The 24,092-nt window shown below is 60.5% G+C and carries 23 protein-coding genes; 19 read left to right on the top strand and 4 right to left on the bottom strand.

Annotated features, from left to right (window positions below):
- The first annotated feature begins 62 nt into the window (after positions 1-62).
- Positions 63-866 (top strand): IclR family transcriptional regulator, encoded by an 804-nt coding sequence (locus ATI14_RS30060; protein ID WP_016973652.1) that lies wholly within the window; start codon positions 63-65, stop codon positions 864-866.
- 126 nt (positions 867-992) lie between these two features.
- Here the strand turns inward: ATI14_RS30060 and ATI14_RS30055 are convergent, their stop codons facing one another.
- The gene (locus ATI14_RS30055; protein ID WP_016973651.1) at positions 993-2,045 is read right to left on the bottom strand and encodes an NAD(P)-dependent alcohol dehydrogenase; all 1,053 of its coding nucleotides are present in this window, start codon (positions 2,043-2,045) and stop codon (positions 993-995) included.
- A 181-nt stretch (positions 2,046-2,226) separates the two neighbouring features.
- Here ATI14_RS30055 and ATI14_RS30050 point away from each other — a divergent pair, with 181 nt between their 5' ends.
- On the top strand, positions 2,227-3,120 hold the full coding sequence (locus ATI14_RS30050; RefSeq protein WP_016973650.1) for an AraC family transcriptional regulator: 894 nt from the start codon (positions 2,227-2,229) through the stop codon (positions 3,118-3,120).
- A gap of 161 nt (positions 3,121-3,281) precedes the next feature.
- Here ATI14_RS30050 and ATI14_RS30045 read toward each other — a convergent pair whose 3' ends face one another.
- Complete coding sequence (locus ATI14_RS30045; protein WP_016973649.1) at positions 3,282-4,946, bottom strand: electron transfer flavoprotein-ubiquinone oxidoreductase; 1,665 nt, start codon at positions 4,944-4,946, stop codon at positions 3,282-3,284.
- A gap of 504 nt (positions 4,947-5,450) precedes the next feature.
- On the opposite strand from ATI14_RS30045, the gene ATI14_RS30040 reads away from it, so the two are divergent.
- The 14 genes from ATI14_RS30040 to ATI14_RS29975 all read left to right on the top strand — a co-directional run bounded on the left by ATI14_RS30040 (position 5,451) and on the right by ATI14_RS29975 (position 17,072).
- Complete coding sequence (locus ATI14_RS30040; protein WP_016973648.1) at positions 5,451-6,200, top strand: electron transfer flavoprotein subunit beta/FixA family protein; 750 nt, start codon at positions 5,451-5,453, stop codon at positions 6,198-6,200.
- Between the two features lie 2 nt (positions 6,201-6,202).
- Positions 6,203-7,132: an electron transfer flavoprotein subunit alpha/FixB family protein gene (locus ATI14_RS30035; RefSeq protein ID WP_080519928.1), complete on the top strand. Its 930-nt coding sequence runs from the start codon at positions 6,203-6,205 to the stop codon at positions 7,130-7,132.
- An 82-nt stretch (positions 7,133-7,214) separates the two neighbouring features.
- Positions 7,215-8,030 (top strand): substrate-binding periplasmic protein, encoded by an 816-nt coding sequence (locus ATI14_RS30030; RefSeq protein ID WP_016973646.1) that lies wholly within the window; start codon positions 7,215-7,217, stop codon positions 8,028-8,030.
- Positions 8,031-8,039: 9 nt separating this feature from the next.
- Positions 8,040-8,402 (top strand): DUF4398 domain-containing protein, encoded by a 363-nt coding sequence (locus tag ATI14_RS30025; RefSeq protein WP_016973645.1) that lies wholly within the window; start codon positions 8,040-8,042, stop codon positions 8,400-8,402.
- Complete coding sequence (locus ATI14_RS30020) at positions 8,399-9,214, top strand: OmpA family protein (protein ID WP_016973644.1); 816 nt, start codon at positions 8,399-8,401, stop codon at positions 9,212-9,214. The genes ATI14_RS30025 and ATI14_RS30020 overlap by 4 nt, the downstream gene beginning before the upstream one ends.
- Positions 9,215-9,487: 273 nt before the next feature.
- The gene (locus ATI14_RS30015) at positions 9,488-10,927 is read left to right on the top strand and encodes an aminotransferase-like domain-containing protein (protein ID WP_016973643.1); all 1,440 of its coding nucleotides are present in this window, start codon (positions 9,488-9,490) and stop codon (positions 10,925-10,927) included.
- Positions 10,928-11,031: 104 nt separating this feature from the next.
- On the top strand, positions 11,032-11,523 hold the full coding sequence (locus ATI14_RS30010; RefSeq protein ID WP_016973642.1) for a hypothetical protein: 492 nt from the start codon (positions 11,032-11,034) through the stop codon (positions 11,521-11,523).
- A 161-nt stretch (positions 11,524-11,684) separates the two neighbouring features.
- Positions 11,685-11,939 carry a YkgJ family cysteine cluster protein gene (locus tag ATI14_RS30005; protein ID WP_016973641.1) on the top strand — a complete coding sequence of 85 codons (255 nt, stop codon included), beginning with the start codon at positions 11,685-11,687 and terminating at the stop codon, positions 11,937-11,939.
- 41 nt (positions 11,940-11,980) lie between these two features.
- Positions 11,981-12,586 (top strand): START domain-containing protein, encoded by a 606-nt coding sequence (locus ATI14_RS30000; RefSeq protein WP_016973640.1) that lies wholly within the window; start codon positions 11,981-11,983, stop codon positions 12,584-12,586.
- A gap of 103 nt (positions 12,587-12,689) precedes the next feature.
- A complete protein-coding gene (locus ATI14_RS29995; RefSeq protein WP_016973639.1) occupies positions 12,690-12,926 on the top strand; it encodes a hypothetical protein in 237 nt (78 codons plus the stop codon).
- Positions 12,927-13,138: 212 nt separating this feature from the next.
- A complete protein-coding gene (locus ATI14_RS29990) occupies positions 13,139-13,480 on the top strand; it encodes a ribonuclease E inhibitor RraB (protein WP_016973638.1) in 342 nt (113 codons plus the stop codon).
- A gap of 427 nt (positions 13,481-13,907) precedes the next feature.
- Positions 13,908-15,317, top strand: a complete 1,410-nt coding sequence (locus ATI14_RS29985; RefSeq protein ID WP_016973637.1) for a circularly permuted type 2 ATP-grasp protein — start codon at positions 13,908-13,910, stop codon at positions 15,315-15,317.
- 4 nt (positions 15,318-15,321) lie between these two features.
- Positions 15,322-16,272: an alpha-E domain-containing protein gene (locus ATI14_RS29980; RefSeq protein WP_016973636.1), complete on the top strand. Its 951-nt coding sequence runs from the start codon at positions 15,322-15,324 to the stop codon at positions 16,270-16,272.
- The gene (locus ATI14_RS29975; protein ID WP_016973635.1) at positions 16,269-17,072 is read left to right on the top strand and encodes a transglutaminase family protein; all 804 of its coding nucleotides are present in this window, start codon (positions 16,269-16,271) and stop codon (positions 17,070-17,072) included. The genes ATI14_RS29980 and ATI14_RS29975 overlap by 4 nt, the downstream gene beginning before the upstream one ends.
- 143 nt (positions 17,073-17,215) lie before the next feature.
- Here ATI14_RS29975 and ATI14_RS29970 read toward each other — a convergent pair whose 3' ends face one another.
- Positions 17,216-18,022 (bottom strand): c-type cytochrome, encoded by an 807-nt coding sequence (locus ATI14_RS29970; protein WP_016973634.1) that lies wholly within the window; start codon positions 18,020-18,022, stop codon positions 17,216-17,218.
- A 645-nt stretch (positions 18,023-18,667) separates the two neighbouring features.
- Between ATI14_RS29970 and ATI14_RS29965 the strand changes: the two genes are divergently transcribed.
- The 3 genes from ATI14_RS29965 (at position 18,668) to ATI14_RS29950 (ending at position 22,967) form a co-directional block, all read left to right on the top strand.
- On the top strand, positions 18,668-19,873 hold the full coding sequence (locus tag ATI14_RS29965; protein ID WP_016973633.1) for an acetyl-CoA C-acetyltransferase: 1,206 nt from the start codon (positions 18,668-18,670) through the stop codon (positions 19,871-19,873).
- A gap of 16 nt (positions 19,874-19,889) precedes the next feature.
- Entirely contained in the window at positions 19,890-22,037 is a 2,148-nt protein-coding gene (locus ATI14_RS29960) for a 3-hydroxyacyl-CoA dehydrogenase NAD-binding domain-containing protein (RefSeq protein WP_016973632.1), read from the top strand.
- Between the two features lie 204 nt (positions 22,038-22,241).
- Complete coding sequence (locus tag ATI14_RS29950; RefSeq protein WP_016973631.1) at positions 22,242-22,967, top strand: amidotransferase; 726 nt, start codon at positions 22,242-22,244, stop codon at positions 22,965-22,967.
- Here the strand turns inward: ATI14_RS29950 and ATI14_RS29945 are convergent.
- Entirely contained in the window at positions 22,964-23,935 is a 972-nt protein-coding gene (locus ATI14_RS29945; RefSeq protein ID WP_016973630.1) for a magnesium and cobalt transport protein CorA, read from the bottom strand. The genes ATI14_RS29950 and ATI14_RS29945 overlap by 4 nt on opposite strands.
- Positions 23,936-24,092: the final 157 nt, after the last annotated feature.

Here is a 24,092-nt window from a genome sequence, read left to right as displayed (position 1 = left end):
CCACAAAAGCCGGCGGCATTTGCGATAATGCTCGCGCTTTTCACTCCCCCAATAGGCCCGATATGCAGGAAAACCCTCAGCTCCCCGCCAAAGACGCCGCCCCCACCGGCACCCAGACCCTCCTGCGTGGCCTGGGCGTGGTGCAAGCAGTGGCGGGCGGTGCGCGCGACTTGAAAGAAATCGCCAAGCGCATCGGCACCACCCGCAGCACTACCCACCGCCTCGCCAGTTGCCTGGTGGAAGAGCGTTACCTGCGCGTGGTGCCGCAAGTCGGTTATCTGTTGGGGCCCAAGCTGATCGAACTGGGCTTTCAGGCCCGTGAGGAATTGCCGCTGGTGAGTCTTGCGGTGCCGTATCTGGATGAGCTGTCGGCGCTGACCGGCGACACCATCCACCTGGCCATTCGCGAATACGACGACGTGTTGTACCTGCACAAGAACCCCGGCCGCAATGGTCCGGAAATGCGTTCGCGGGTGGGCCATCGCATGCCGCTGGCGCGTACCGGCATCGGCAAGGCCTTGCTGCTGGATGATTCGGTTGGGGAGTGGCAACGCTTGTACGAAGTCAGCCTGCCGGTGGGCGGCAAAAGCCTGCAGTGGCCGCAGCACCCGGAGCAGTCCTGGGCGCAGTTCGAGCAGCGCATGCGTGAGTATGTGGCGGGGGGGTATGCGTTCGACCTGGAAGACAACGAACCGTCGATCCGCTGTGTGGCGGCACCGGTGCGCGATGCCAGCCGGCGTATTGTCGCCGGCATCAGCATCGCCAGTACCGTGCCTTACATGCCGCTGGAAAAAATGGCCGAGCTGATCCCTGTGATCAAACAGGTCGCAGCCCGGCTGTCAGCGGAGCTGGGCGCGAAGGCCTGACTGATCGTTCCCACGCTCCGCGTGGGAATGCCGCCCCGGACGCTCCGCGTCCAGCCGTTGCCTGCGCAATGGTGACGCAGAGCATCACCGGATGCATTCCCACGCAGAGCGTGGGAACGATCAGCGTCAGGCCTTCAGGGTCGCCATGTCGATGACAAAGCGGTACTTCACATCACCGGCGATCATGCGGGCGTAAGCCTCGTTGATGTTGCGGATGTCGAGCATTTCGATGTCGCAGGTGATGTTGTGCTCGGCGCAGAAATCCAGGACTTCCTGGGTTTCGGCAATGCCGCCGATCAGCGAGCCGGCCAGCACTTTACGGCCCAGCACCAGCTTGGCAGCGTTGACCGGCGGATCCACCGGCTCGATCAGGCCGACCAGAATGTGCACGCCGTCAAAGCGCAGGGTATCGAGGTAGGGGTTCAGGTCGTGTTGCACCGGGATGGTGTCGAGCAAAAAGTCGAAGTGCCCGGCAGCGGCTGCCATTTGCTCGGCGTCGGTGGACACAATCACGTGATCGGCGCCCTGGCGACGGCCTTCTTCAGCCTTGCTCGCGGAGCGGGTGAACAGCGTGACTTCTGCGCCCATCGCCTTGGCGAACTTGATGCCCATGTGGCCGAGGCCACCCATGCCCAGTACGCCGACTTTATCGCCCGCTTTCACACCGTAGTGCTTGAGCGGCGAATAGGTGGTGATGCCGGCGCAGAGAATCGGCGCGGCACTGGCCAGGTCAAGCTTGGCGGGAATCTTCACCACAAAGTGCTCGCTGACCACGATGCTGTCCGAATAGCCGCCCATGGTGTTGCTGCCGTCGACCCGGTCCGGGGTGGCGTAGGTCATGGTCGGGCCTTCGAGGCAGTATTGCTCGAGGTCTGCGTGGCAGGCGTCGCAGTGGCGGCAGGAATCGACCATGCAGCCCACGCCCACCAGGTCGCCGACCTTGTGCGCGGTGACGCTGGCGCCGACGGCGGTGACTTTGCCGACAATCTCGTGGCCGGGCATCAGCGGGTACACGGCGATGCCCCACTCGTTGCGCGCCTGGTGGATGTCGGAGTGGCAGACGCCACAGTAGAGAATCTCGATGGCCACATCATCGGCGCGCGGGCTGCGGCGTTCAAACGACATGGGGGCGAGGGGAGTGGTGGCCGACTGGGCGGCATAACCGATGGCGGTGTACATGGGCAAAACCTCGCAAAGCAATGACTGGGGAGGCGGCGCATTCTCCGCGCCGCCCCTGGGGGCGAACATGGCGATTGCTCCGAGTCTCATGCCTATTCGTCCGGGAGTGCCCTGTGTTTGGATCCAGATGGACCCAGACCTGCGATGATGTTCCCATCCCCTTTTTCGCGAAGTTTTTGCCATGTTGTTGACCCGCCATCTCGACGCCAACGCGACGCTGGTTGCCTTGATTGAGGACCTCACGCCCTGTGACGGTTTCTCCCCCACCCACCTGCCGGGCGTGAAAGTGCTGCGCGCCAGTTGCGATGTGGCACGCGGCCCGCAGATCTATGAACCGAGCCTGATGTTCGTGGCCCAGGGCAGCAAAGTCGCTTACCTGGGCCCGCGCACGCTGGAGTATGGCGCCGGGCACTACCTGATTCAGGCGATGCCGGTGCCGTTCGAATGCGAGACGTTTGCCATGGCGCCGGATGCGCCGTTGTATGGCGTGACGGTGGGCATTGACCGCGTGATGCTCGGTGAATTGGTGATGGCCATGGGCATTCAGGCCGGGCCGCCACCGGCTGCGCAGACGCTGGAGTCGATGAGCTCGGTGGTGCTCGATGATGCCATGCGCGGCTGTGTCGAACGGCTATTGGAGTGCCTGCACGATCCGCTGGAAAGCCGGATCATGGGGCCGGCGCGGGTGCGCGAATTATTGTTCACGGCGTTACGCGGGCCGCAGGCCGATGTGCTGCGCGCCTTGGTGGAGCAGCAGGGGCAGTTCTCGCGAATCGCCACCTCTCTGAACCACTTGCATGCGCATTTTCATGAGCCGCTGAATATCGAAACCCTCGCCGGTTATGCGCACATGAGCGCCTCGACCTTTCATGAGCATTTCAAGCGTTGCACCTTGTTGTCGCCGGTGCAGTATTTGAAGCGGCTGCGCCTGCTCAAGGCCCAGCAGTTGTTGCTGGTGGAGGGCATGGGGGTGGCGCAGGCAGCGCATAATGTGGGCTACCAGAGCACGTCGCAGTTCAGCCGAGAGTACAAACGCTACTTCTTGCGCAGCCCCGGTGAAGAGCGGGCTGCCTGATATCACACGGGCAAATGTGGGAGCTGGCTTGCCTGCGATAGCGGTTTGTCAGTGTCTTATGCATAGCTGACCCAGCGCTATCGCAGGCAAGCCAGCTCCCACAACTGACCGCGTTGTGTCAGCTGTAAAAAAGGCTCCCATTTGGGAGCCTTTTTTTTGGCTTACATATTCGGGTAAGTCGGCCCGCCTGCGCCTTCCGGCGTGACCCAGGTGATGTTCTGCGAAGGGTCCTTGATGTCACAGGTCTTGCAGTGCACGCAGTTCTGGGCGTTGATCTGGAAGCGCTTCTCACCGTCTTCCTGGGTGATCACTTCGTACACGCCGGCCGGGCAGTAGCGTTGCGCCGGTTCATCGTAGAGCGGCAGGTTGGTGCCGATCGGGATGCTCGGATCCTTGAGCTTCAAGTGGCATGGTTGCTCTTCTTCGTGGTTGGTGCCGGAGATGAACACCGAGCTCAGCTTGTCGAAGCTCAACTTGCCATCGGGCTTGGGGTAGTTGATTTTCTTGCTGTCCTTGGCCAGCTTCAGGCAGGCGTAGTCCGGCTTGGTGTCGTGCAGGGTGAACGGCATTTTGCCGCCGAGGATGTTCTGGTCGAACCAGTTGAAGCCGGCGCCGAGGATCGGGCCGAACTTGTGCATCGCCGGGCCGAAGTTGCGGCTGGCGAACAGTTCTTCGTAGAGCCAGCTGTTCTTGAAGCTGTCGACGTAAGCGGTCAGCTCATCACCGCCTTCGGATTCGGCGAACAGGCGGTCGGCCACGGCGTCGGCGGCGAGCATGCCGGACTTCATGGCGGTGTGGCTGCCTTTGATCTTGGCGAAGTTCAGGGTGCCGAGGTCGCAACCGATCAGCGCGCCGCCCTTGAAGACCATCTTCGGCAGTGAGTTCAAGCCGCCTTTGCAAATGGCACGGGCGCCGTAACTGATGCGCTTGCCGCCTTCCAGGTATTGGGCCAGCACCGGGTGGTGTTTGAGGCGCTGGAACTCATCGAACGGCGACAGGAAGGTGTTGCTGTAGGACAGATCGACGATCAGGCCCACGACCACCTGGTTGTTTTCCAGGTGATAGAGGAACGAACCGCCGGTGTTTTCGGCGCTCATGATGTCCAGAGGCCAACCGGCGGTGTGCACCACCAGGCCTGGCTGGTGCTTGGCCGGGTCGATTTCCCAGATTTCCTTCAAGCCGATGCCGTAGTGCTGGGCGTCGGCGTCGCTGTCCAGGTTGAAACGCTGGATCAGTTGCTTGCCGATGTGGCCGCGGCAACCTTCGGCGAACAGCGTGTACTTGCCACGCAGTTCCATGCCGGGGGTGTAGACGCCTTCTTTCGGCTGGCCTTCGCGGTCGACGCCGAGGTCACCGGTGATGATCCCGCGCACCACGCCGTTTTCATCGAACAGCGCTTCCTGGGCGGCGAAGCCCGGGTAGACTTCCACGCCCAGGTTTTCAGCCTGCTGGGCCAGCCAGCGGCACAGGTTGCCGAGGGAGATAATGTAGTTGCCTTCGTTGTGCATGGTCTTGGGCACAAAGAAGTCTGGCACCTTGGTGGAGGCTTCGGGGCTGCGCAGTACATAGATGTCGTCGCGCACCACGGGGGTGTTCAGCGGGGCGCCGAGTGCTTTCCAGTCCGGGAACAGCTCGTTCAGGGCGCGCGGTTCAAACACGGCGCCGGACAGGATGTGTGCGCCGACTTCGGAGCCTTTCTCGACCACGCAGACGCTGATTTCCTTACCGGCTTCGGCGGCCTTCTGCTTCAGTCGGCAGGCGGCAGACAGGCCTGCCGGGCCAGCGCCGACGATGACCACGTCGAATTCCATGTATTCGCGTTCCACAGGCTATCTCCTACTCAAGGCTCAACAGGCTTTTTTTCTAATGGGTGGAGGTTTCGGTGTCGTCGGGCGCCAGGCCACGACCCACCTTTCTCTCTAGGTGGCGCATTATATCTACACCACCGGCAGCGTCCAATACAAACGTTTGTTTGAATTGCCCGCAAGCTAGGAAAATCAAAGACACGCGGCTTATGACTGACCATTTTGGCGTATTGACCAGAATAGGCGTTCCGGTCAATATACGGTCGGTTTTGCGCATACCGTAGGCATACCGCAGGTTTCAAGAGCACGTCCAAAGACTGGCAAAGGCATGCGCACTCAAACGATGGCGCGCAGTTTACACGCCGCGATAAAGAATGACCTCTCAGTCACCACTGACGAACGGTCGTCATTTCCCGTGAGCAAGGCCACGCCGCCGTTTTTGGAGGTGCCCTTGTGTGCCGATGAGCATCAACCGCCAGGTTCGCCTAGGCGACTTTCTTTTCACCGGAGAGTAACGAGGAATCCATGAAGGTTCTTGTAGCTGTCAAACGCGTTGTCGATTACAACGTGAAAGTTCGCGTCAAGGCGGACAATTCCGGCGTCGACCTTGCTAACGTCAAAATGTCGATGAACCCTTTCTGCGAAATCGCTGTGGAAGAAGCCGTCCGCCTGAAAGAGAAAGGCGTGGCGACTGAAATCGTTGTGGTTTCCATCGGCCCGACCACTGCTCAAGAGCAGCTGCGCACCGCCCTGGCACTGGGCGCCGACCGCGCCATCCTGGTCGAGTCCGCTGAAGAGCTGACCTCCCTGGCCGTGGCCAAGCTGCTCAAGGCCGTTGTCGACAAGGAACAGCCTCAGCTGGTGATCCTCGGCAAACAAGCCATCGACAGCGACAACAACCAGACTGGCCAGATGCTGGCCGCACTGACCGGTTACGGCCAGGGCACCTTCGCCTCCAAAGTTGAAGTGAGCGGCGACAGCGTAGCTGTGACCCGTGAAATCGACGGCGGCGCACAGACCGTTTCCCTGAAACTGCCGGCCATCGTCACCACCGACCTGCGTTTGAACGAGCCGCGCTACGCGTCCCTGCCAAACATCATGAAAGCCAAGAAGAAGCCGCTTGAGTCGGTAACTCCAGACGCTTTGGGCGTGTCCACCGCCTCCACCAACAAGACTGTAAAAGTTGAAGCACCGGCTGCACGCAGCGCGGGCATCAAGGTCAAGTCGGTGGCTGAACTGGTCGAGAAACTGAAAAACGAAGCGAAGGTAATCTGACAATGACTATCTTGGTAATCGCTGAACACGACAACAAGGTCGTGGCTCCGGCCACCCTGAACACCGTGGCTGCTGCTGCAAAAATCGGTGGCGACATCCACGTGCTGATTGCAGGCCAGGGCGCAGCCGCGGTGGCTGAAGCCGCTGCGAAAATCGCTGGCGTGAGCAAAGTACTGCTGGCCGACAACGCCGCTTACGCTCACCAACTGCCGGAAAACGTGGCTCCGCTCGTTGCTGAACTGGGCGCTGGCTACAGCCACATCCTGGCTGCCGCTACGTCCAACGGCAAAAACATCCTGCCGCGCGTTGCCGCGCAGCTGGACGTTGACCAGATCTCCGAGATCATCTCGGTAGAAAGCGCCGACACCTTCAAGCGCCCGATCTACGCCGGTAACGCCATTGCCACCGTGCAATCGACCGCAGCCATCAAAGTGATCACCGTGCGTGCTACCGGTTTCGACCCGGTTGCTGCCGAAGGTGGTTCGGCTGCCGTTGAAGCCGTAGCCGCCGCCCACGACGCTGGCACTTCGAGCTTTGTTGGCGAAGAGCTGGCCAAATCGGACCGTCCTGAGCTGACCGCTGCCAAGATCGTCGTTTCCGGCGGCCGTGGCATGCAGAACGGTGACAACTTCAAGCACCTGTACGCCCTGGCCGACAAGCTGGGCGCTGCGGTCGGCGCTTCCCGCGCGGCCGTCGACGCAGGTTTCGTACCCAACGACATGCAAGTCGGCCAGACCGGCAAGATCGTTGCGCCACAGCTGTACATTGCCGTCGGTATCTCCGGCGCGATCCAGCACCTGGCCGGTATGAAAGACTCCAAAGTGATCGTTGCGATCAACAAGGACGAAGAAGCCCCAATCTTCCAGGTGGCCGATTACGGCCTGGTGGCGGACTTGTTCGAAGCAGTACCTGAGCTGGAGAAGCTGGTCTAAACCGACTGCTTCACTTATAAAGAGCCCGGTCCTTGTGACCGGGTTTTTTTTGCTGCTTTTTTGGAAACCGGAGAACTTCGCCATGGAACTGCGCCCCTGGACCGTACTGCTGGGCCTTGCATTGCTGCCAGGCTTGACGCTGGCCGCCGGCAAATGTGACCGCCTGGTGATCACCGGCAGCCCGGATGCGCCGCCCTTGCTGTGGCGCGACCCGCAAGACCCGACCCACCTGATCGGCGCCACCGCCGATGTGCTGCAACAAATCGGCAAAGACCTGGGCTTGAAAATCGACCTGCTCTACGGCGGCAAACGCGTCCTGGCCCTGGAGGAAGTGCGCAGCGGGCGCATGGACATCCTCGCCGATGCGCCGCTGAACCTGGGCGAACTGGAAAGCCTCGATTACATCCACCCGGCGCTGACACAGATCGACTATCTGGTGTGGACCCGCAAGGATTCGCCGCTGGCCTACACCACCGCCGCCGACCTGCACGGCCACAAGGGGGCGGTCTCGGAACGTGCGCGGCTGAGCGCCGACTTCGAAACCTTTGCCGGCCGTCAGCTCAGCCTGCAACGCCTGCCCACCCTGACGCCGGCCTTCCAGAAGCTCTTGCTGGGGGAGGTGGACTACGTGCTTGCCGGGCGTTATTCGGGCATGGCCATGGCGCAGACGCTGGGCATGAGCAACGACTTGATCGCCCGTGAAATACCCGTCGATCAGCCCGGTTTGTACCTGGCGATTTCCCACAACTCCGCCTGCAATGATCCGTGGCTGCGCGGACAGTTGGCGAAAAAGATGACAGAATTGCCCGCATCCGGTGTGGTGCAAGCCGCCATGCAGCGCAATCTGGAACGTTGGAAAGCGCAACTGCAGCAACCCGTCGGTACCCCAGCAAAGTAAGGATTTACAGTGACTCTTCGACCTCTTTTCGCGGCCCTCGCCGTTGTCGCCTTGGCGGGATGTGCAGCCGATCCTGCGCCGAATGAACAAATGCGCCTCACCCGACAAGCCCTGGAACAGGCCACTGCCGTGGGTGCCAATGCCGATGAATCCCCTGAGCTGAAAGTGGCCGAAGAGAAGTTCGCTCGGGCCGAGGCCAACATGGCCGATCAATCCTACAAACGTGCGCGCATGCGGGCCGAAGAGGCCGAGCTGGATGCGCGCCTGGCCGAAGCCAAGGTACTGACCGGCAAAAGCCAGGAGCAACTGAACGTGCTCAACACCCGTATCGCCCGTCTGCGCAAGCAATTGCAGCTGGGGGAAGCACAATGAGCCCGATGATCCGTGTTTTGAGCTGTGCGCTGCTGCTGGGCAGCGGGGTGCTTGGCGGTTGCGCCAGCCAACCCGACAGCGAGCAGGCGTTGCAACTGGCAGGCAGCGACTTCCAGAAGGTCAAGGAAGACGCCAATGTACTGCGCTTTGCGCCCAAGGATGTGATCCGCGCCGGTGAGTCCCTGGCGCGTGCCGACCGTTTGTCCAGCTACTGGGGCAGCGGCGCCGACGTGGTGCATTACGCCTACCTGAGCCAGCGCTACAGCGCGATTGCCCGCGAACACACCGAGCAAGGGCTCAATGCCGAGCGCGGCGCCAAGCTCGAACTGGAACGTCAGCGCCTGCAACTGGCCCTGCGCGAGAGCAAGCTGGCCAGCGTGCAACAGCAAGGCAAGTGGCTTGAAGAGCAGATCGCCAGCCTGACCACCACCCAGACCGATCGCGGCCTGGTTCTGACCCTGGGCGATATGCTGTTCGACACCGGCGAAGCGGAGTTGGAAAACTCGGCCAACCGCACGGTGCTGAAAATTGTGCAATTCCTGCAACTGAACCCCAAGCGCGTGGTGCGCATCGAGGGTTACACCGACAACACCGGGGGCGAACAGGAGAACCTCAAGCTGTCCCGCGACCGTGCGCAATCGGTAGCGGATGTGCTGATGGACCTGGGAATCGACGAAAAGCGCATCCAGGTTGAGGGGTATGGCGACCAGTACCCGGTGGAAGCGAACGCCTCCGAGCGGGGCAGGGCGCAGAACCGCCGGGTGGAAATCGTGTTCTCCGACGAAAAAGGCCAGCTAGGCGCTGCCCGCTAGACGCCCACACACAACCCTGTGGGAGCTGGCTTGCCTGCGATAGCCTCACCGCGGTCCGCCAGACGCACCGAGGCGATGCCATCGCCGGCAAGCCAGCTCCCACCCAAAGCAAACCCGATCACTGATCGGGTTTTTCATGTTCAACCGCTTTACAGTTTTTACTGTCACTCCCGTCCGCGCTCGACTATTCTCGCAACTGTCCCCGTACACTTCCAAACTGTGCCGGTATGTTTCACACAAAAATAAAATACCCGTGAAATCGAGTGCTGCGTCATGACCAATCTGTTGCTCTACCAACGTATCGCCCAGCAACTGGCTGAGGATATCCGGCGCGGCGTCTATCAGCCCGGCGAGCGTGTGCCGTCCGTGCGCAAGATGAGCTCACAGCTCAACGTCAGCCACGCGACGGTGCTGCAGGCCTACGCCAACCTGGAAGACCAGGGGCTGATCCGGGCGCGGCCGCAGTCGGGTTACTACGTGCACCAGACGCCCGCGCTCACCGCGCCGACGCCGGACATCGCACGGGTCGAGCGCCCGGGGTTGGTCACCCGCAGCAGCATCATTCAGCAGGTTTTGGTCGAATCGCGCCGCGAAGGCGTGTTTCCGCTGGGCGCCGCGGTGCCCAGCGTGGACTATCTGCCGGTGCGCGCGCTGCACCAGCAACTGGCCAAGGTCACACGCTTCCAGAGCCCGCGGGCATTCAGCTACATGTTCAGCCCCGGTTTTGAGCCGCTGCGCCGCCAGGTGGCGATCCGCATGCGCGATGCCGGGGTAGTGGTCGACCCCTCCGAAGTGGTGATCACCCACGGTTGTGTCGATGCGTTGCAGATGTCGTTGCGCGTGCTGACCCGCCCCGGCGACCTGATCGCCGCCGAGTCACCGACGTATTACGGCCTGCTGCAGTTGGCTGACTTGCTCGGCCTCAAAGTCATCGAAATCCCCAGCGACCCGGCCACCGGCATGAGCCTTGAGGCCCTGCAACTGGCGGCGAACCAGTGGTCGATCAAAGCCCTGGTGCTGACCACACGCCTGAGCAACCCGCTGGGCGCGACCATGCCTGAAGAGCGCCAGAAGCAGTTGCTGCGCCTGGCATCGGACTTCGATATCCAGATTGTCGAGGACGATATCTACGGCGAGCTGATGTTCGAACTCGGTCGCACCAAGGCCTTGAAAGCCTATGACCGCCTGGATCGGGTGATCTATTGCTCCAGCTTCTCCAAGACGTTGTCGCCGGGCGTGCGCATCGGCTGGATGATTGCCGGCAAGTATCAGCAGGAAATTCAGCGTTTGCAGATGTTCAGCACCCACTCGGCGTGCAGCGTCACGCAAATGGGGGTGGCGGCGTATCTGGAGAACGGCGGGTATGACCGGCACCTGCGCTACATCCGCCAGGAATACCGCAAGAACCTCAGCGCTTTTCAGCTGGCGGTGCAGCAGTATTTCCCCGAAGGCACGCAGATGACCCGTCCGACCGGCGGCTTCATCCTGTGGGTCAGTCTGCCTGGCCGGGTCAATACCCAGGAACTGCACGTGCGTGCCCTGCAGCAGGGCATCAGCATTGCGCCGGGGGTCATATTCAGTAATACAGAACAGTTCAACCACTGTATTCGCCTGAACTGCGGCACGCCGTGGAACCGCGAGGCAGAGCGCGCACTCATGACGCTGGGGATGCTGGCCAGCCAGTTATGCCTGGAGACCGCAGCCGGTCTGTGAGGCAAATAGCGGGGACAGTATCGATAGCACGCTGATTATCACGCTTGTCATGCCGCGCTCAACAAGCGAGCATATGGCCCTCTGCCGTTAATGCTGTAGGCAATATGACCTCTATTGTTCGCGCTGCTGTGGTGATTGGCCTGTTAAGCCTGTGTAACGTCGGCACTGTGCTGGCGGCGGCCCCTGTGACCGAAAACAAGCCTGCGGCCAGCGCCCAGCAGAAGACCCCCGCGAAGAAACCCGCTCCGGCCAAAAAGGCCCCGGCCGCGAAGAAAAAAGCCGCCACGGTGAAGAAGCGCGCACCGGTCGCCAGCAAATCCAAGTCGGCCCATGAAGTGGCCCAGACCCAACTGCCACCGGCGCAGTTGGACTTGTCTTTGCCCTCGGACATGGTCAGGCACTTGCAACCCATCGGTACCATGCCCAAACCCAAAAGCGTGCCGTTGTTACCGCCGATGTTCGGGGAGAAACCCTCCGATAACAGTGCATTCCAGATTAATGGCCGCTTGCTCAGCAACGAAATGAAGCTGCAACTGCGTAACGAAGAGCGACGCGAAATCGAAGGCGCAGCACTGGATTTCGAATTCAAGCAATAAACTTTCCCGCTTTGGTGACGCGAGCTTTCGACCATCTGTCGCAGACTGGTCAGTCACTTTTGTTTTGTGCGAAAAACCCCTGTTAGGCCATTTTAAAACGCATGTTTTAGGGCGTACTCTAGCCCGGCCATCCACATTGAGTCGTCGAGGATCTGCTGTTCATGAAATGCCGTGAAGGCTGTGGCGCTTGCTGCATCGCCCCCTCCATCAGTTCACCGTTGCCGGGAATGCCTGATGGAAAACCTGCGGGCGAACGCTGTCTGCACCTATCGGTCGAACAGCTATGCCTGCTGTTCGGTCAACCTGAGCGCCCGGCGGTGTGCAGTGATTTCAAGGCCGATCCCGAGGTTTGCGGCACCGACCAAGCCGATGCGATCCGGCTGATCGGCTGGTGGGAGCAAATGACGGCGGCTTGATGGGCTTTACTATCGGAACTTCAACAATAAGGAATACAACAATGGGTTCGCTGAAACGAATGGCTGTGTTGTGCGGTTTTACGGTGATGTTTGCTGCCACGGCCCAGGCTGAGGATTGGCAGGTTGCCAAGGACGAAGACGGTATCAAGGTGTCCCTGAGCGACATTGCCGGTTCCAAGTACAAAGCTTACCGCGGCGTCACGGTGATCAAGGCTCCGGTCGCCAAGATCCAGGCCCTGCAGGAAGACGTGGCCGGTGCCTGCTCCTGGATTCATGAGTGCAAATCCCAAAAGCTGGTCGACAAGAAAGGTGATGAGAGTTGGACTTACACCCAATTCAAGGCGCCGTTCCCAGTGACGGATCGCGATTCCTACCTGCATATCACCACGACCAAGGCGGCCGATGGCACGCTGACACGCAAGCTCGAAGGCGTGCCGACTTACAAGCCTGAAGAAAAAGGCTACGTACGAGTCGCCCAGGTCGACGGTTTCTGGAAACTGGTGCCCAAAGGCGAGAACCAGACCGAAGTCACCTATCAAGTGCACACCGAGCCAGGCGGCAGCGTGCCATCGTGGCTGGCCAACAAATTCGTAGTGGATGCGCCGTTCAACACCTTGAAAGCCTTGAAAGAACACGCGGAGAAATAAGCGCAGCCGGTCCGGTGCCTCCGGCCTTGAGTGGAACGTTTGCCAACCCCTCAAGGTCCAGATAGATGTGAGCCCACACACGGGCTTTATCGAGGAGGCACCGATGCAAACGTGGCAAATTACCTTCGTTGATGATCACGGCGTCAAGTCCGTGGAGCAGTTCACCTGCGAACAAAAGCCCAGCCTCGAAGACGCTGCGCACATGATTCGCAACAAGCTGGTGCCCGTTGCGGCCGAGCTTGACCTCAATGACCTGGAAGGCCGCAAGCCCGAACCTACGGTCAAGATCCTCAAAGACCAGAACAGCATTCAAATCCTCGACATCTCTCCCGCCGCCTGAACAATCCCTGACTGCCATTCAAACCCCTCTGGTGGAGGTGATAGCTTCGCGCTACTCTGCAAGTGAGATCAGCGAATGAATCGCTAAGGTCTGGTCTTGTCAGCTACATGCTTGTTCTCCCTCGGTGATGTTGTTGCCGTAGCCCCACGCCAGCAGGGCGTGGGCTTCGGGATGCACGGAAAGTCTATCCATCAATTTGAGGAGCACTTTTCATGAGCACAGCCTATCAAGAAGACATCAGCACCAACGTTCTGCGCCGCATGAAAGAAGGCGGCTTCGATTTCTCGCGTTTCCACCCCATCGAGTTTTACGCCATTTTCCCGGATGAGGAACGTGCGCGCAGGGCTGCGGGCCGGTTTCGTGGGGAGTCCCTGAATGCCCAGGTCAGCGCGCGGGATGATGGCGCCTGGTATCTGGAATTGAGCAAAATCATGTCTGCCACCTACGACGGCATAGGAGATTTCGAGCAAGACTTTGGGGCGGTGGTCGAGCCGCTGGGCGGGATCATCGAAGGGTGGGGCGTCAAGCAGGAGGTGCGTGGGTTACCCATGTAGCGTGAAGTCATGAGTTACGCAGCGAATCGGCTGACCTTGGGGTCGGCCGATTTTGTTTGTGCTGTGGGAAAAGTATTCGGAACTTGCAGCACTTTTTTCTGCACCAAAAAAAAGCCACCCAAAGAGGGTGGCCTAAAGGGAAGAGCGGAGCGCTGAAGTTGTAGGACGAGTCCTGTTCAGCAGATGGTTGCGATTATCCGCAGGCGCGGCCCGGCAGTGAAATCAACTCTGACTATGCTGTCGATAGTCAAAACCCGCATTGTGATGAAGCGCGGGACGGGACGGCGCGCATTCTGCGCACCAGGACGGTGCGAGCAAATGTTCGTGGTTATTCAACTCACTGATTCTTAAGTGTTTATGCCGATGGCACGGGCCTTGCGATCGTTTTTTGCGATTGCTTATGCGCCCGGGTGACAAGGAGTACGGCATGACCCGCACTTATTACGACGAAATGTACGACGGGGCAGGGCAGGTTCGCCCCCATTACCGCGAGTTCGCCCGCTGGCTGGCGCACACCCCCGCCGAACTGCTGGCACAGCGCCGGCGCGAAGCCGATTTGCTGTTTCATCGCGCCGGTATCACCTTCACCCTGTATGGCGACGAGCAGGGCACCGAACGCCTGATTCCTTTCGACACGATCCCGCGCAGCATTCCGGCGAGCGAGTGGCAGATCGTCGAGCGCGGCTGCATCCAGCGGGTCAAGGCGCTGAACCTGTTTCTCGCCGACCTGTACCACGAGCAACGCATCATCAAGGCCGGAATCATTCCCGCTGAACAGGTGCTGGCCAACGATCAGTACCAGTTGGCGATGCAGGGGCTGGACCTGCACCGTGATTTGTATTCCCACATCTCGGGCGTCGATCTCGTACGCGATGGTGACGGCACGTACTACGTGCTTGAAGACAACTTGCGTACGCCCAGCGGCGTCAGCTACATGCTCGAAGACCGCAAGATGATGATGCGCCTGTTCCCCGAACTGTTCGCCGCCCAGCGCATCGCGCCCATCGACCACTACCCCAACCTGTTGCTCGACACCCTGAAAAGTTCTAGTCCGCTGGATAACCCCAGCGTGGTGGTGCTGACCCCGGGGCGCTTTAACAGTGCGTTCTTCGAGCACGCCTTTCTCGCGCGGGAAATGGGCGTGGAGCTGGTAGAAGGTGCTGACCTGTTCGTACGTGACGACCGCGTGTTCATGCGCACCACCGACGGCCCCAAGGCAGTGGATGTGATCTACCGCCGCCTCGACGACGCCTTCCTCGACCCGCTGGCGTTCAAGCCGGAGTCCATGCTCGGCGTGCCCGGCCTGCTCGCGGCTTACCGCTCGGGCAATGTCGTGCTGGCCAATGCCATCGGCACCGGGGTGGCGGATGACAAGTCGGTGTACCCCTTCGTCACCGAGATGATCCGTTTTTACCTGGATGAAGAGCCGATTCTGAAGAACGTTCCTACGTTTCAATGCCGTAAGCCCGATGAACTGTCCCACGTGCTGGCCAACCTTCCAGAGCTGGTCGTGAAAGAAACCCAAGGCTCCGGCGGTTACGGGATGCTCGTGGGGCCTGCGTCCACGAAGGCGCAAATCGAAGCCTTCCGTGAGCGCATCAAAGCCAAGCCCCACGCCTATATCGCCCAGCCGACCCTGTGCTTATCCACCTGCCCGACCTTTGTCGAAAACGGCATAGCGCCGCGCCACATCGACCTGCGCCCCTTCGTGTTGTCCGGCAAGGAAACCCGCGTGGTACCCGGTGGCTTGACCCGTGTAGCCCTGCGTGAAGGTTCGTTGGTGGTGAACTCGTCCCAGGGCGGCGGCACCAAAGACACCTGGGTGGTTGAGGACTGATGCCATGCTGAGTAGAACTGCCTCGGATTTGTATTGGATGTCGCGCTATCTGGAGCGCGCGGAAAACCTCGCGCGCATGCTCGATGTCAGCTACTCGCTGTCGCTGATGCCCCAGGACGGGCGCGGCGACGGCCTGCACGAATTGGCCATGCCGCTGCTGATCACCGGCACGCTGGAGGATTATCACGCGCGCCATGGCGAGTTGGACGCCGAACGCCTGTTGCACTTTTTCGCACTGGACGCCGCCAACCCGGCGAGCATCTACAGTTGCCTCGGCGCCGCGCGAGCCAGCGCCCATGCCGTGCGTGGGCGAATTACCGCCGATATGTGGGAAAACATCAACGCTACCTGGCTGGATATTCGCGATATCGCCCGTCAAGGGCTCAGCCGCTATGGCATGAGCCGCTTCTGTGAGTGGGTCAAGGAGCGCTCGCACCTGTTTCGGGGTGCCACCTACGGCACCATCATGCGTAACGATGCGTTTCGCTTTATTCGCCTGGGCACCTTTATCGAGCGTGCCGACAACACCCTGCGCTTGCTGGATGCGCGCTACGAAATGGCCGGCGACCGCGCGTTTGCGGTCACCGACGGCACGGCCCACGCCTACTATCAATGGAGTGCCTTGCTGCGTGCGTTGTCGTCATTCGAGGCCTACACCGAAATCTACCGCGACGCGCCCGGCGCCCGCCAGGTGGCGGAGTTGCTGCTGCTACGCGCCGATGTTCCGCGCTCGTTGAGAGCCTGCAGCGAAGAAATCGACCAGATCCTCGCCAGCCTGCCCGGCCTCAACGGTCGCCCGGCCCAGCGTCTGGCCGCCGAAATGGACGCGCGCCTGCGCTTTACCGCGATCGATGAAATTCTGGAGGAAGGCCTGCACGCCTGGCTGACCGACTTTATCCCCCTGGTGCGCCAGCTGGGCGACGCCATCTACCATTCCTACCTGGAGGCCGCATGAGACTCTCCATCAGCCACGAAACCACCTACCACTACGAAGACCAGGTTCGCGCAAGCATTCAGTACCTGCGTCTTACACCTCACGACAGCGAGCGCCAGCAGGTGCTGAGTTGGCAGCTCGACCTGCCGCGCCCGGTGCGTGCGCAGGTGGATCCGTTCGGCAATATCCTGCATGTGCTGACCCTGGACGAGCCTCACGACGCCATCATTATCGGCGCCCGTGGCCAGGTGGATATCGACGAGTTGCGCGAGGCGGAACACGAGAGCCAATCGGCCTTTCCATTTCTGCGCAGCACGCGTTTGACCGAAGTTGACGAAGCCTTGCGCACGTTTGCCGGGCAGCACTGCCATCAGCGCCGTGACCGCACCGCGCTGATCGACCTGATGCACGCGCTCCACCAACGCATGGTCTACACGCCGGGCGCCACCGACGTCGACACCAGCGCGGCGCAAGCCTTTGGTGGAGGCGCAGGCGTGTGCCAGGACCACACCCACGCGTTCCTGGCCTGCGCGCGCAGCCTGGGGGTTCCGGCGCGTTATGTGTCGGGGTATCTGTATACCGAGGACAGCACGCACCTGGCCAGCCACGCCTGGGCCGAAGCCTGGCTGGACGACGCCTGGTACAGCTTTGACGTGACCAACACGCTGGCCCGGCCCGAGCGGCATTTGAAGCTGGCGGTGGGGCTGGATTACCTGGACGCCTGCCCGGTGCGCGGCATGCGCCGGGGCGGCGGGCATGAGCAGATGCATGCCAAGGTGTTTGTGGCGCCGACGCCGGTGATCTCGGTGCAGCAGCAATAGGCAGGGGCGGGGCTACCTAGTGTGGGAGCTGGCTTGCCTGCGATAGCGGTCTGTCAGTTGATACAGAGGTAGCTGGCCCACCGCTATCGCGGGCAAGCCCGCTCCCACACGTAGGGGTCAGCTCAATTGATGGGGGGGTACTCCTAGGGCTGCTGCTTGCGCCCCGCCATATGCTTCAAATACCCCACCAACAAATCCAGTTCGCCATCCGGCAACACACTGGCAGCAAACGCCGGCATCTTCGCCTGCGGCCAATGCCTCAGGCTCTGCGGGTCACGGATGTAACGCTTGAGAAAGTCGCCGCTGAAATACTCGGTCGGGTTGTAGGGCAGATTCAGATCCGGCCCCACCTGGGCATCACCGGCACCATTGAGGCGATGGCAGGCCAGGCAGTTTTTCTGGAACAACCCAAACCCCTGGTTGACCGGGTCATTCGCTGCCAGTTTCGGGTCAGGCAACAAGCCCGGAAACCGCTCGGCCACGGTCTTCAATTGCTTGATCCCGGCCACCTGGAATGGCCACTGTTCCGGGCCGATGTTTCCGGCTTCGGGATCCGTCCACACCAGGTAAAAAGGCCCGGCACTCGGCTTGCCGTCCGCCAGTGCGGGCCACGGGTGGGCGGGATCTTCCACCGCCAGCCAGGCGCGGGCGCCGTGGCTTTGCAGTAAGGGCGCGGCGCTGAGCTCGGCGGCAAAGCCATCCAGGGCAACGGCTTGCAGGTGATTCTCAGGCTTCAGACCGGGCAGGAGAGAGGCCAATGGCACTGCCCGATAGGTCATGTTGCGCTTGTAGGAAACGTCATCAGCTACCTGCACCGTCTGCACATCCGGGCGCGCGAGCAACTCCGCGGTCTGCCAGGTCTTGCTGGCATGGTCGAGTTCAATGGTCAATTGCGCGGCGCCGGCGGGGAGGGCCAGCAACAAGGCGAGAGAGGCGAGGATGGATTTCAAGAGTGAGCCCGGTGCGAGGTGACGATGGGGCCACAATACCGGAAAACGGCGCGCAAAAAGACAGCCCCTGCAACAGGACCGCTAAGCGCAATGTCCCGGCAGGTGCTGCCAAAAACTGCAGTCCTGGTGCTGTGTGTGCACGGAAACAGGAGTACGGATTGTCACCCGATGACCTTGGTTAAATTGGGCAAAATCAGAATCAGTGTGGTGGCGAAAAGAATGAGTCCCGCCTGACGTACTTTCGAATGTTTGAACATGGCTGACTGCCTTTTGTTGTTATTCCTGAGCGTCAAATGCGTGCCGTGAACTTCAGTATCGCGATGTGACGTTGCACTTTTCTTACAGATGCTCCGGCAAAACCCGGCAGCAACTCCTTACTGATTCAACCTTAGAGCCCTCGTTCTTCGCGGCTTAGATCCATTTCATATCAGCTAATCATTAATTCTGATTAAAATGCTATGAGGCCTATCGCCATCTTCGCGCCAGCCCTAGGGCTAGACAGCTAAAACGATTAATCATCAGTTTCTCGTAGCTACCTACCGTTCGTCCGAGCGTGGGGGTCAAAGCAGATGAGCGCATCCGTCATTGAAACCGTGTCAATCGGGCCTAAGGTAGGGGCACACACGACAGCGGTTCGAGGACGTCATGACCCAAGCTTTGATCTTTGATGCGATACGCACGCCCCGAGGCAAGGGCAAGGCCGATGGTGCCTTGCACAGCGTCAAACCGGTGAATCTGGTGGCTGGCCTGCTCACCGCGCTGGCACAGCGCAGTGATCTGGATACGCACCAGGTGGATGACATTGTTCTGGGCTGCGTGACCCCCGTGGGCGATCAGGGTGCTGACATCGCCAAAACCGCCGCGCTGGTGGCGGATTGGGACATCGGCGTTGCCGGCGTGCAGGTCAACCGCTTCTGCGCCTCGGGCCTTGAGGCGGTGAACCTTGGCGCGATGAAAGTGCGGTCCGGTTTCGAAGATCTGGTGGTGGTGGGTGGCGTCGAGTCCATGTCGCGCGTGCCCATGGGCAGCGACGGCGGCGCGTGGGTGCTCGATCCCCAAACCAACCTGCACAGCCATTTCACGCCGCAGGGGATTGGCGCCGACCTGATTGCCACCCTCGAAGGTTTTACGCGCCAGGACGTCGATACATTTGCCCTACAGTCCCAGCAGAAAGCCGCACGTGCTCGCGCAGACGGTTCTTTCAACAAGTCACTGATCGCGGTGAAGGACCAGAACGGTATCGTGTTGCTGGACCACGATGAATTCATTCGGGGCGACTCCACCCTCGAAGGCCTGGGCAAGCTCAAGCCAAGTTTCGAAATGATGGGGCAGATGGGCTTCGACGCCACGGCGCTGCGGGTTTACAGCCACGTGGAGCGCATCAACCATGTGCACACGCCGGGTAACAGTTCCGGCATTGTCGACGGCGCCGCGCTGATGCTGATCGGCTCCGAGGCCAAGGGGCGCGAGCTGGGCCTGCAACCGCGGGCGCGCATTGTGGCCACGGCGGTGACCAGCACCGACCCGACCATCATGCTCACCGGGCCTGCGCCCGCCACGCGCAAAGCCCTGGCCAAGGCCGGCCTGAGCGTGGAAGACATCGACCTGTTTGAAGTCAACGAAGCGTTTGCTTCCGTGGTCCTCAAGTTCATCAAGGACATGGGCATCGACGCCGCGCGGGTCAACGTCAACGGCGGCTCCATCGCCATGGGCCATCCGTTGGGCGCCACCGGCTGCGCCATTCTCGGCACCCTGCTCGACGAGCTGGACGTGCGTCAGCAACGTTATGGCCTCGCCACGTTGTGTGTCGGCGGTGGCATGGGTATCGCCACCATCATCGAACGCCTCTGAGCCCAAGGAATTTGTCATGACCGAAGCCATTCGTTACGAAAAAGGCCAGGACCAGATCGTGGTGCTGACCCTCGACATGCCTGGCCAGAGCGCCAACACCATGAATGCCGTGTACCGCGAGGCCATGGAGGCGACTCTCACGCGGCTTGAAGCGGAAAAAGACAGCCTGGCCGGCGTGGTGATCACGTCGGCGAAGAAAACCTTTTTTGCCGGCGGCGACCTCAATGAGTTGATCAAGGTCGACAAGGCTCACGCCAAGGATTTCTACGACGGCGTGGGGGTGTTGAAGGCGCAATTGCGTCGCCTGGAAACCCTCGGAAAACCGGTGGTCGCGGCGATCAATGGCGCCGCATTGGGCGGCGGTTGGGAGATTTGCCTGGCGTGCCATTACCGTGTCGCGCTGGATGACAAATCCGTGCAGCTTGGCTTGCCGGAAGTCACCCTGGGCCTGTTGCCCGGTGGCGGCGGGGTGGTGCGCATGGTGCGCATGCTCGGGCTGGAAAAGGCGTTGCCGTATCTGCTGGAGGGTAAAAAAGTCCGTCCGCAACAGGCGTTGCAAGCAGGGTTGGTCAATGAGTTGGCGTTGAGCCGGGATGAGCTTTTGGCCAAATCCCGCGCCTGGATTCTGGCCAACCCCGAGGGCAAGCAACCGTGGGACACCAAGGGCTTTCAGATTCCCGGCGGGGCGCCGTCGAACCCGAAAGTTGCGCAGATGCTGGCGATCGCACCGTCGATTTTGCGCAGTAAAACCCAAGGCTGCTTTCCCGCACCGGAGAAAATCCTCTGTGCTGCCGTGGAAGGCGCCCAAGTGGATTTCGACACCGCGCAGCTGATTGAGACCCGCTATTTCACTGAGCTGGTGACCGGTCAAGTCGCGAAAAACATGATCGGCACCTTCTGGTTTCAGCTCAATGAAATCAATGCGGGCGGCTCGCGGCCCAAAGGTTTTGCGCCTTATGTCACGCGCAAAGTCGGTGTGCTGGGCGCCGGGATGATGGGCGCTGGCATCGCCTATGTCAGCGCCAGTGCGGGTGTCGAGGTGGTGCTCAAGGACATCGACAGCGCTGCTGCCGAGAAGGGCAAGGCGCATTCTGCTGCGTTGCTGGACAAGAAAGTCAGCCGTGGGCAATTGAGCGCCGAGCAGCGGGAAAGCATCCTCGCGCGGATTCTTCCTACCGCTTCCGACGCCGACCTCGCAGGCTGCGACCTGATCATCGAAGCGGTGTACGAAGACCGTGAGCTCAAAGCCAGGGTGACGGCGGCCGCGCAAAGTGTGGTGGGCGATGACGCGGTCATCGCTTCCAACACGTCCACATTGCCTATCAGCGGTTTGGCGACAGCGGTGCCGGATCAGGGCAAGTTCATTGGCCTGCACTTCTTCAGCCCGGTGGACAAAATGCCGCTGGTGGAAATCATCAAAGGCGCGAACACAAGCGACGAAACCCTGGCCCGGGGGTTCGATTTCGTCCTGCAAATCAAGAAAACCCCGATCGTGGTCAACGACAGCCGAGGTTTTTTTACCTCGCGGGTATTCGGCACATTTACCAACGAAGGCATTGCCATGCTCGGCGAAGGCGTGGCCGCGCCGATGATCGAGACCGAAGCGCGCAAGGCCGGCATGCCGGTGGGGCCGCTGGCGGTGTCGGATGAAGTGTCGCTCAGCTTGATGAGCCACATCCGACAGCAAACTGCGAAGGATCTGCTGGCAGAAGGTAAGGCGGTTCCGCCGCACCCGGCGACGGTGGTGATTGATCTGTTGGTGGATGAATACAAACGGGCCGGCAAGGCGGCGGGCGGCGGCTTTTATGACTACCCGGCAGGCGGTCAGAAGCACCTGTGGCCAGAACTGAAAAGCCGTTTCGAACAACCCGGCAAACAGATTTCGCCGCAGGATGTGCGTGACCGGTTGCTGTTTATTCAGGCTATCGAAACCGTGCGCTGTGTGGAGGAGGGCGTGTTGACGTCCACGGCCGATGCCAACGTCGGGTCGATTTTCGGAATCGGGTTTGCGGCGTGGAGCGGCGGCGCGTTGCAGTTTATCAACCAGTACGGGTTGAACGACTTTGTCGCGCGGGCGCGGTACCTGGCCGAGCAGTATGGAGAGCGTTTCACACCGCCCGAGCTGTTACTGGAAAAAGCCGCCCAGGGCGAGGTGTTTGCCTGACTGACCTGAGCAACGCAAAACCTCTGTGGGAGCGGGCTTGCCCGCGATGGCGGCAGATCAGCCGACAAATATATTGGCTGATGTACCGGTATCGCGGGCAAACCCGCTCCCACAGTGGATCACTTGCCGGGCTTGCTTTAGAGGTACATTTCAAGGCAGGCTCTGGGGTGTGCATTATTCCCATCACCGTGTCAGGTATTTTTTATGTCGCTACGCGTCTGTATCCTGGAAACCGATATCCTGCGTCCAGGTTTGATCGATCAGTACCAAGGGTACGGGCAGATGTTCAAGCGTCTGTTTTCCAGGCAGCCGATTGCCGCTGACTTTGTGGTGTACAACGTGGTGCAGGGCGAATACCCGTCGGACGATGAAGTGTTCGACGCCTACCTGGTCACCGGCAGCAAGGCCGATTCCTTCGGCTCCGATCCGTGGATTCAAACCCTTAAAACCTACCTGCTTGAACGCTATGCACGCGGCGATAAACTGCTCGGCATCTGCTTCGGCCACCAACTCTTGGCATTGCTGTTGGGCGGTAAAACCGAGCGCGCCACCAAAGGCTGGGGCATGGGCATCCATGATTACAAACTTAATGCCAGGGCGCCGTGGATGAGCCCGGTGGTGGAAGAACTGACGCTGTTGATCAGCCATCAAGACCAGGTCACCACCTTGCCCGACAACGCCACCGTCATCGCCTCCAGCGATTTCTGCCCGTATGCCGCGTATCACATCGAAGACCAGGTGCTGTGCTTCCAGGGCCACCCGGAATTCATCCACGACTATTCCCGCGAGTTACTGGAGATTCTTCAGACAACCCTGGGCGAAAAGGTCTACACCCACGGTGTCGAAAGCCTCAAGCGCGACCACCACGGCGCCACCGTGGCGGAATGGATGATGCGCTTCGTGGCGCACAAGCCGGAAGCCGCAGCTTAAAGCCAGCCCGACCGCTTGAAGCTGGCCCACAAACTGGTGCAGCCCACCGCAATAAACCCGAGCACCGCAAAATAGCCGTAGTGCCATTGCAGCTCGGGCATGTTCTGGAAGTTCATTCCGTAAATCCCCGCGACCGCCGTGGGGAACGCCAGAATCGCCGCCCACGCAGCGAATTTGCGCTGCACCACGCTTTGGCGAGACGCCTCCAGCAACACGCCGATCTCGATGGTCTGGCTGGCGATATCGCGCAGGGTGGTGAGGTCTTCCATCTGCCGCGTCACGTGAATCTGCACGTCGCGAAAATACGGGCGCATGTTCTTGTCGATAAACGGGAAGCTCAGCTTCTGCAGTTCCTGGCTGATTTCCACCATCGGCGCTACATAACGCTTGAGCCGCAGCACGTCGCGGCGCAAACCGTGAAGGTTCTGGATATCGGTTTCATTGAGCGAGTTGCACAACACGTTGCGCTCCAGCTCATCGATTTCGGCGTGGATTGCTTCGCTCACCGGCTGGTAGTTTTCGGTGACAAAATCCAATAACGCATAGAGTACGAAATCTTCCCCATGTTCCAGCAACAGCGGCCGCGCCTCACAACGCTGGCGCACATAGCCGTAGGACGCCGAGTGGCCGTTGCGTGCGGTAATGATGTAGCCGTTGCCGGCAAAGATATGGGTCTCGATAAACACCAGCTTGCCGTTCTCGCGCACCGGTGAGTAGGTGACGATGAACAGCGCATCGCCGAAGGTTTCGAGCTTGGGTCGGCTGTGCTTTTCCAGGGCGTCTTCGATGGCCAGTTCGTGCAGGTTGAACTGGCGTTGCAGGTTGGCGAGTTCCTGTGCGTTGGGCTCTTCCAGGCCGATCCACACAAAGTGATCGGGCTTGGCGGCCCAGGCAGCGCCTTCATCGAGGGTGATATCGGTGACTTTCTTACCGGCGCTGTAGACAGCTGCCGCAACAACTCTACCCATGGTGCTGATCGCTTCTTGTTGGGAGGACAGATGTTGGGCAGCTTAGCCTGAATGGCGTTCCGTTGTTGCGCTCGTAGAAGTGCGTTTTGTGTGGTGTTAAACCTATTGCAGAGAGCAGGCTTCAATGTGGCGAGCAGGCTTGCTTGCGCGGGGTGCG

The organism is Pseudomonas tolaasii NCPPB 2192 (assembly GCF_002813445.1).
GTDB classification, from domain to species: Bacteria; Pseudomonadota; Gammaproteobacteria; order Pseudomonadales; family Pseudomonadaceae; genus Aquipseudomonas; species Aquipseudomonas tolaasii.
Note: the sequence above shows the minus strand (reverse complement) of the source record. Positions and strands in the feature narration are given on the sequence as shown.

Coding starts and splice junctions, on each gene's coding strand:
- ATI14_RS30060 (WP_016973652.1), top strand. CDS start 63: ATGCAGGAAAACCCTCAGCTCCCCGCCAAAGACGCCGCCCCCACCGGC.
- ATI14_RS30055 (WP_016973651.1), bottom strand. CDS start 2,045: ATGTACACCGCCATCGGTTATGCCGCCCAGTCGGCCACCACTCCCCTC.
- ATI14_RS30050 (WP_016973650.1), top strand. CDS start 2,227: ATGTTGTTGACCCGCCATCTCGACGCCAACGCGACGCTGGTTGCCTTG.
- ATI14_RS30040 (WP_016973648.1), top strand. CDS start 5,451: ATGAAGGTTCTTGTAGCTGTCAAACGCGTTGTCGATTACAACGTGAAA.
- ATI14_RS30035 (WP_080519928.1), top strand. CDS start 6,203: ATGACTATCTTGGTAATCGCTGAACACGACAACAAGGTCGTGGCTCCG.
- ATI14_RS30030 (WP_016973646.1), top strand. CDS start 7,215: ATGGAACTGCGCCCCTGGACCGTACTGCTGGGCCTTGCATTGCTGCCA.
- ATI14_RS30020 (WP_016973644.1), top strand. CDS start 8,399: ATGAGCCCGATGATCCGTGTTTTGAGCTGTGCGCTGCTGCTGGGCAGC.
- ATI14_RS30015 (WP_016973643.1), top strand. CDS start 9,488: ATGACCAATCTGTTGCTCTACCAACGTATCGCCCAGCAACTGGCTGAG.
- ATI14_RS30010 (WP_016973642.1), top strand. CDS start 11,032: ATGACCTCTATTGTTCGCGCTGCTGTGGTGATTGGCCTGTTAAGCCTG.
- ATI14_RS30005 (WP_016973641.1), top strand. CDS start 11,685: ATGAAATGCCGTGAAGGCTGTGGCGCTTGCTGCATCGCCCCCTCCATC.
- ATI14_RS30000 (WP_016973640.1), top strand. CDS start 11,981: ATGGGTTCGCTGAAACGAATGGCTGTGTTGTGCGGTTTTACGGTGATG.
- ATI14_RS29995 (WP_016973639.1), top strand. CDS start 12,690: ATGCAAACGTGGCAAATTACCTTCGTTGATGATCACGGCGTCAAGTCC.
- ATI14_RS29990 (WP_016973638.1), top strand. CDS start 13,139: ATGAGCACAGCCTATCAAGAAGACATCAGCACCAACGTTCTGCGCCGC.
- ATI14_RS29985 (WP_016973637.1), top strand. CDS start 13,908: ATGACCCGCACTTATTACGACGAAATGTACGACGGGGCAGGGCAGGTT.
- ATI14_RS29980 (WP_016973636.1), top strand. CDS start 15,322: ATGCTGAGTAGAACTGCCTCGGATTTGTATTGGATGTCGCGCTATCTG.
- ATI14_RS29975 (WP_016973635.1), top strand. CDS start 16,269: ATGAGACTCTCCATCAGCCACGAAACCACCTACCACTACGAAGACCAG.
- ATI14_RS29965 (WP_016973633.1), top strand. CDS start 18,668: ATGACCCAAGCTTTGATCTTTGATGCGATACGCACGCCCCGAGGCAAG.
- ATI14_RS29960 (WP_016973632.1), top strand. CDS start 19,890: ATGACCGAAGCCATTCGTTACGAAAAAGGCCAGGACCAGATCGTGGTG.
- ATI14_RS29950 (WP_016973631.1), top strand. CDS start 22,242: ATGTCGCTACGCGTCTGTATCCTGGAAACCGATATCCTGCGTCCAGGT.
- ATI14_RS29945 (WP_016973630.1), bottom strand. CDS start 23,935: ATGGGTAGAGTTGTTGCGGCAGCTGTCTACAGCGCCGGTAAGAAAGTC.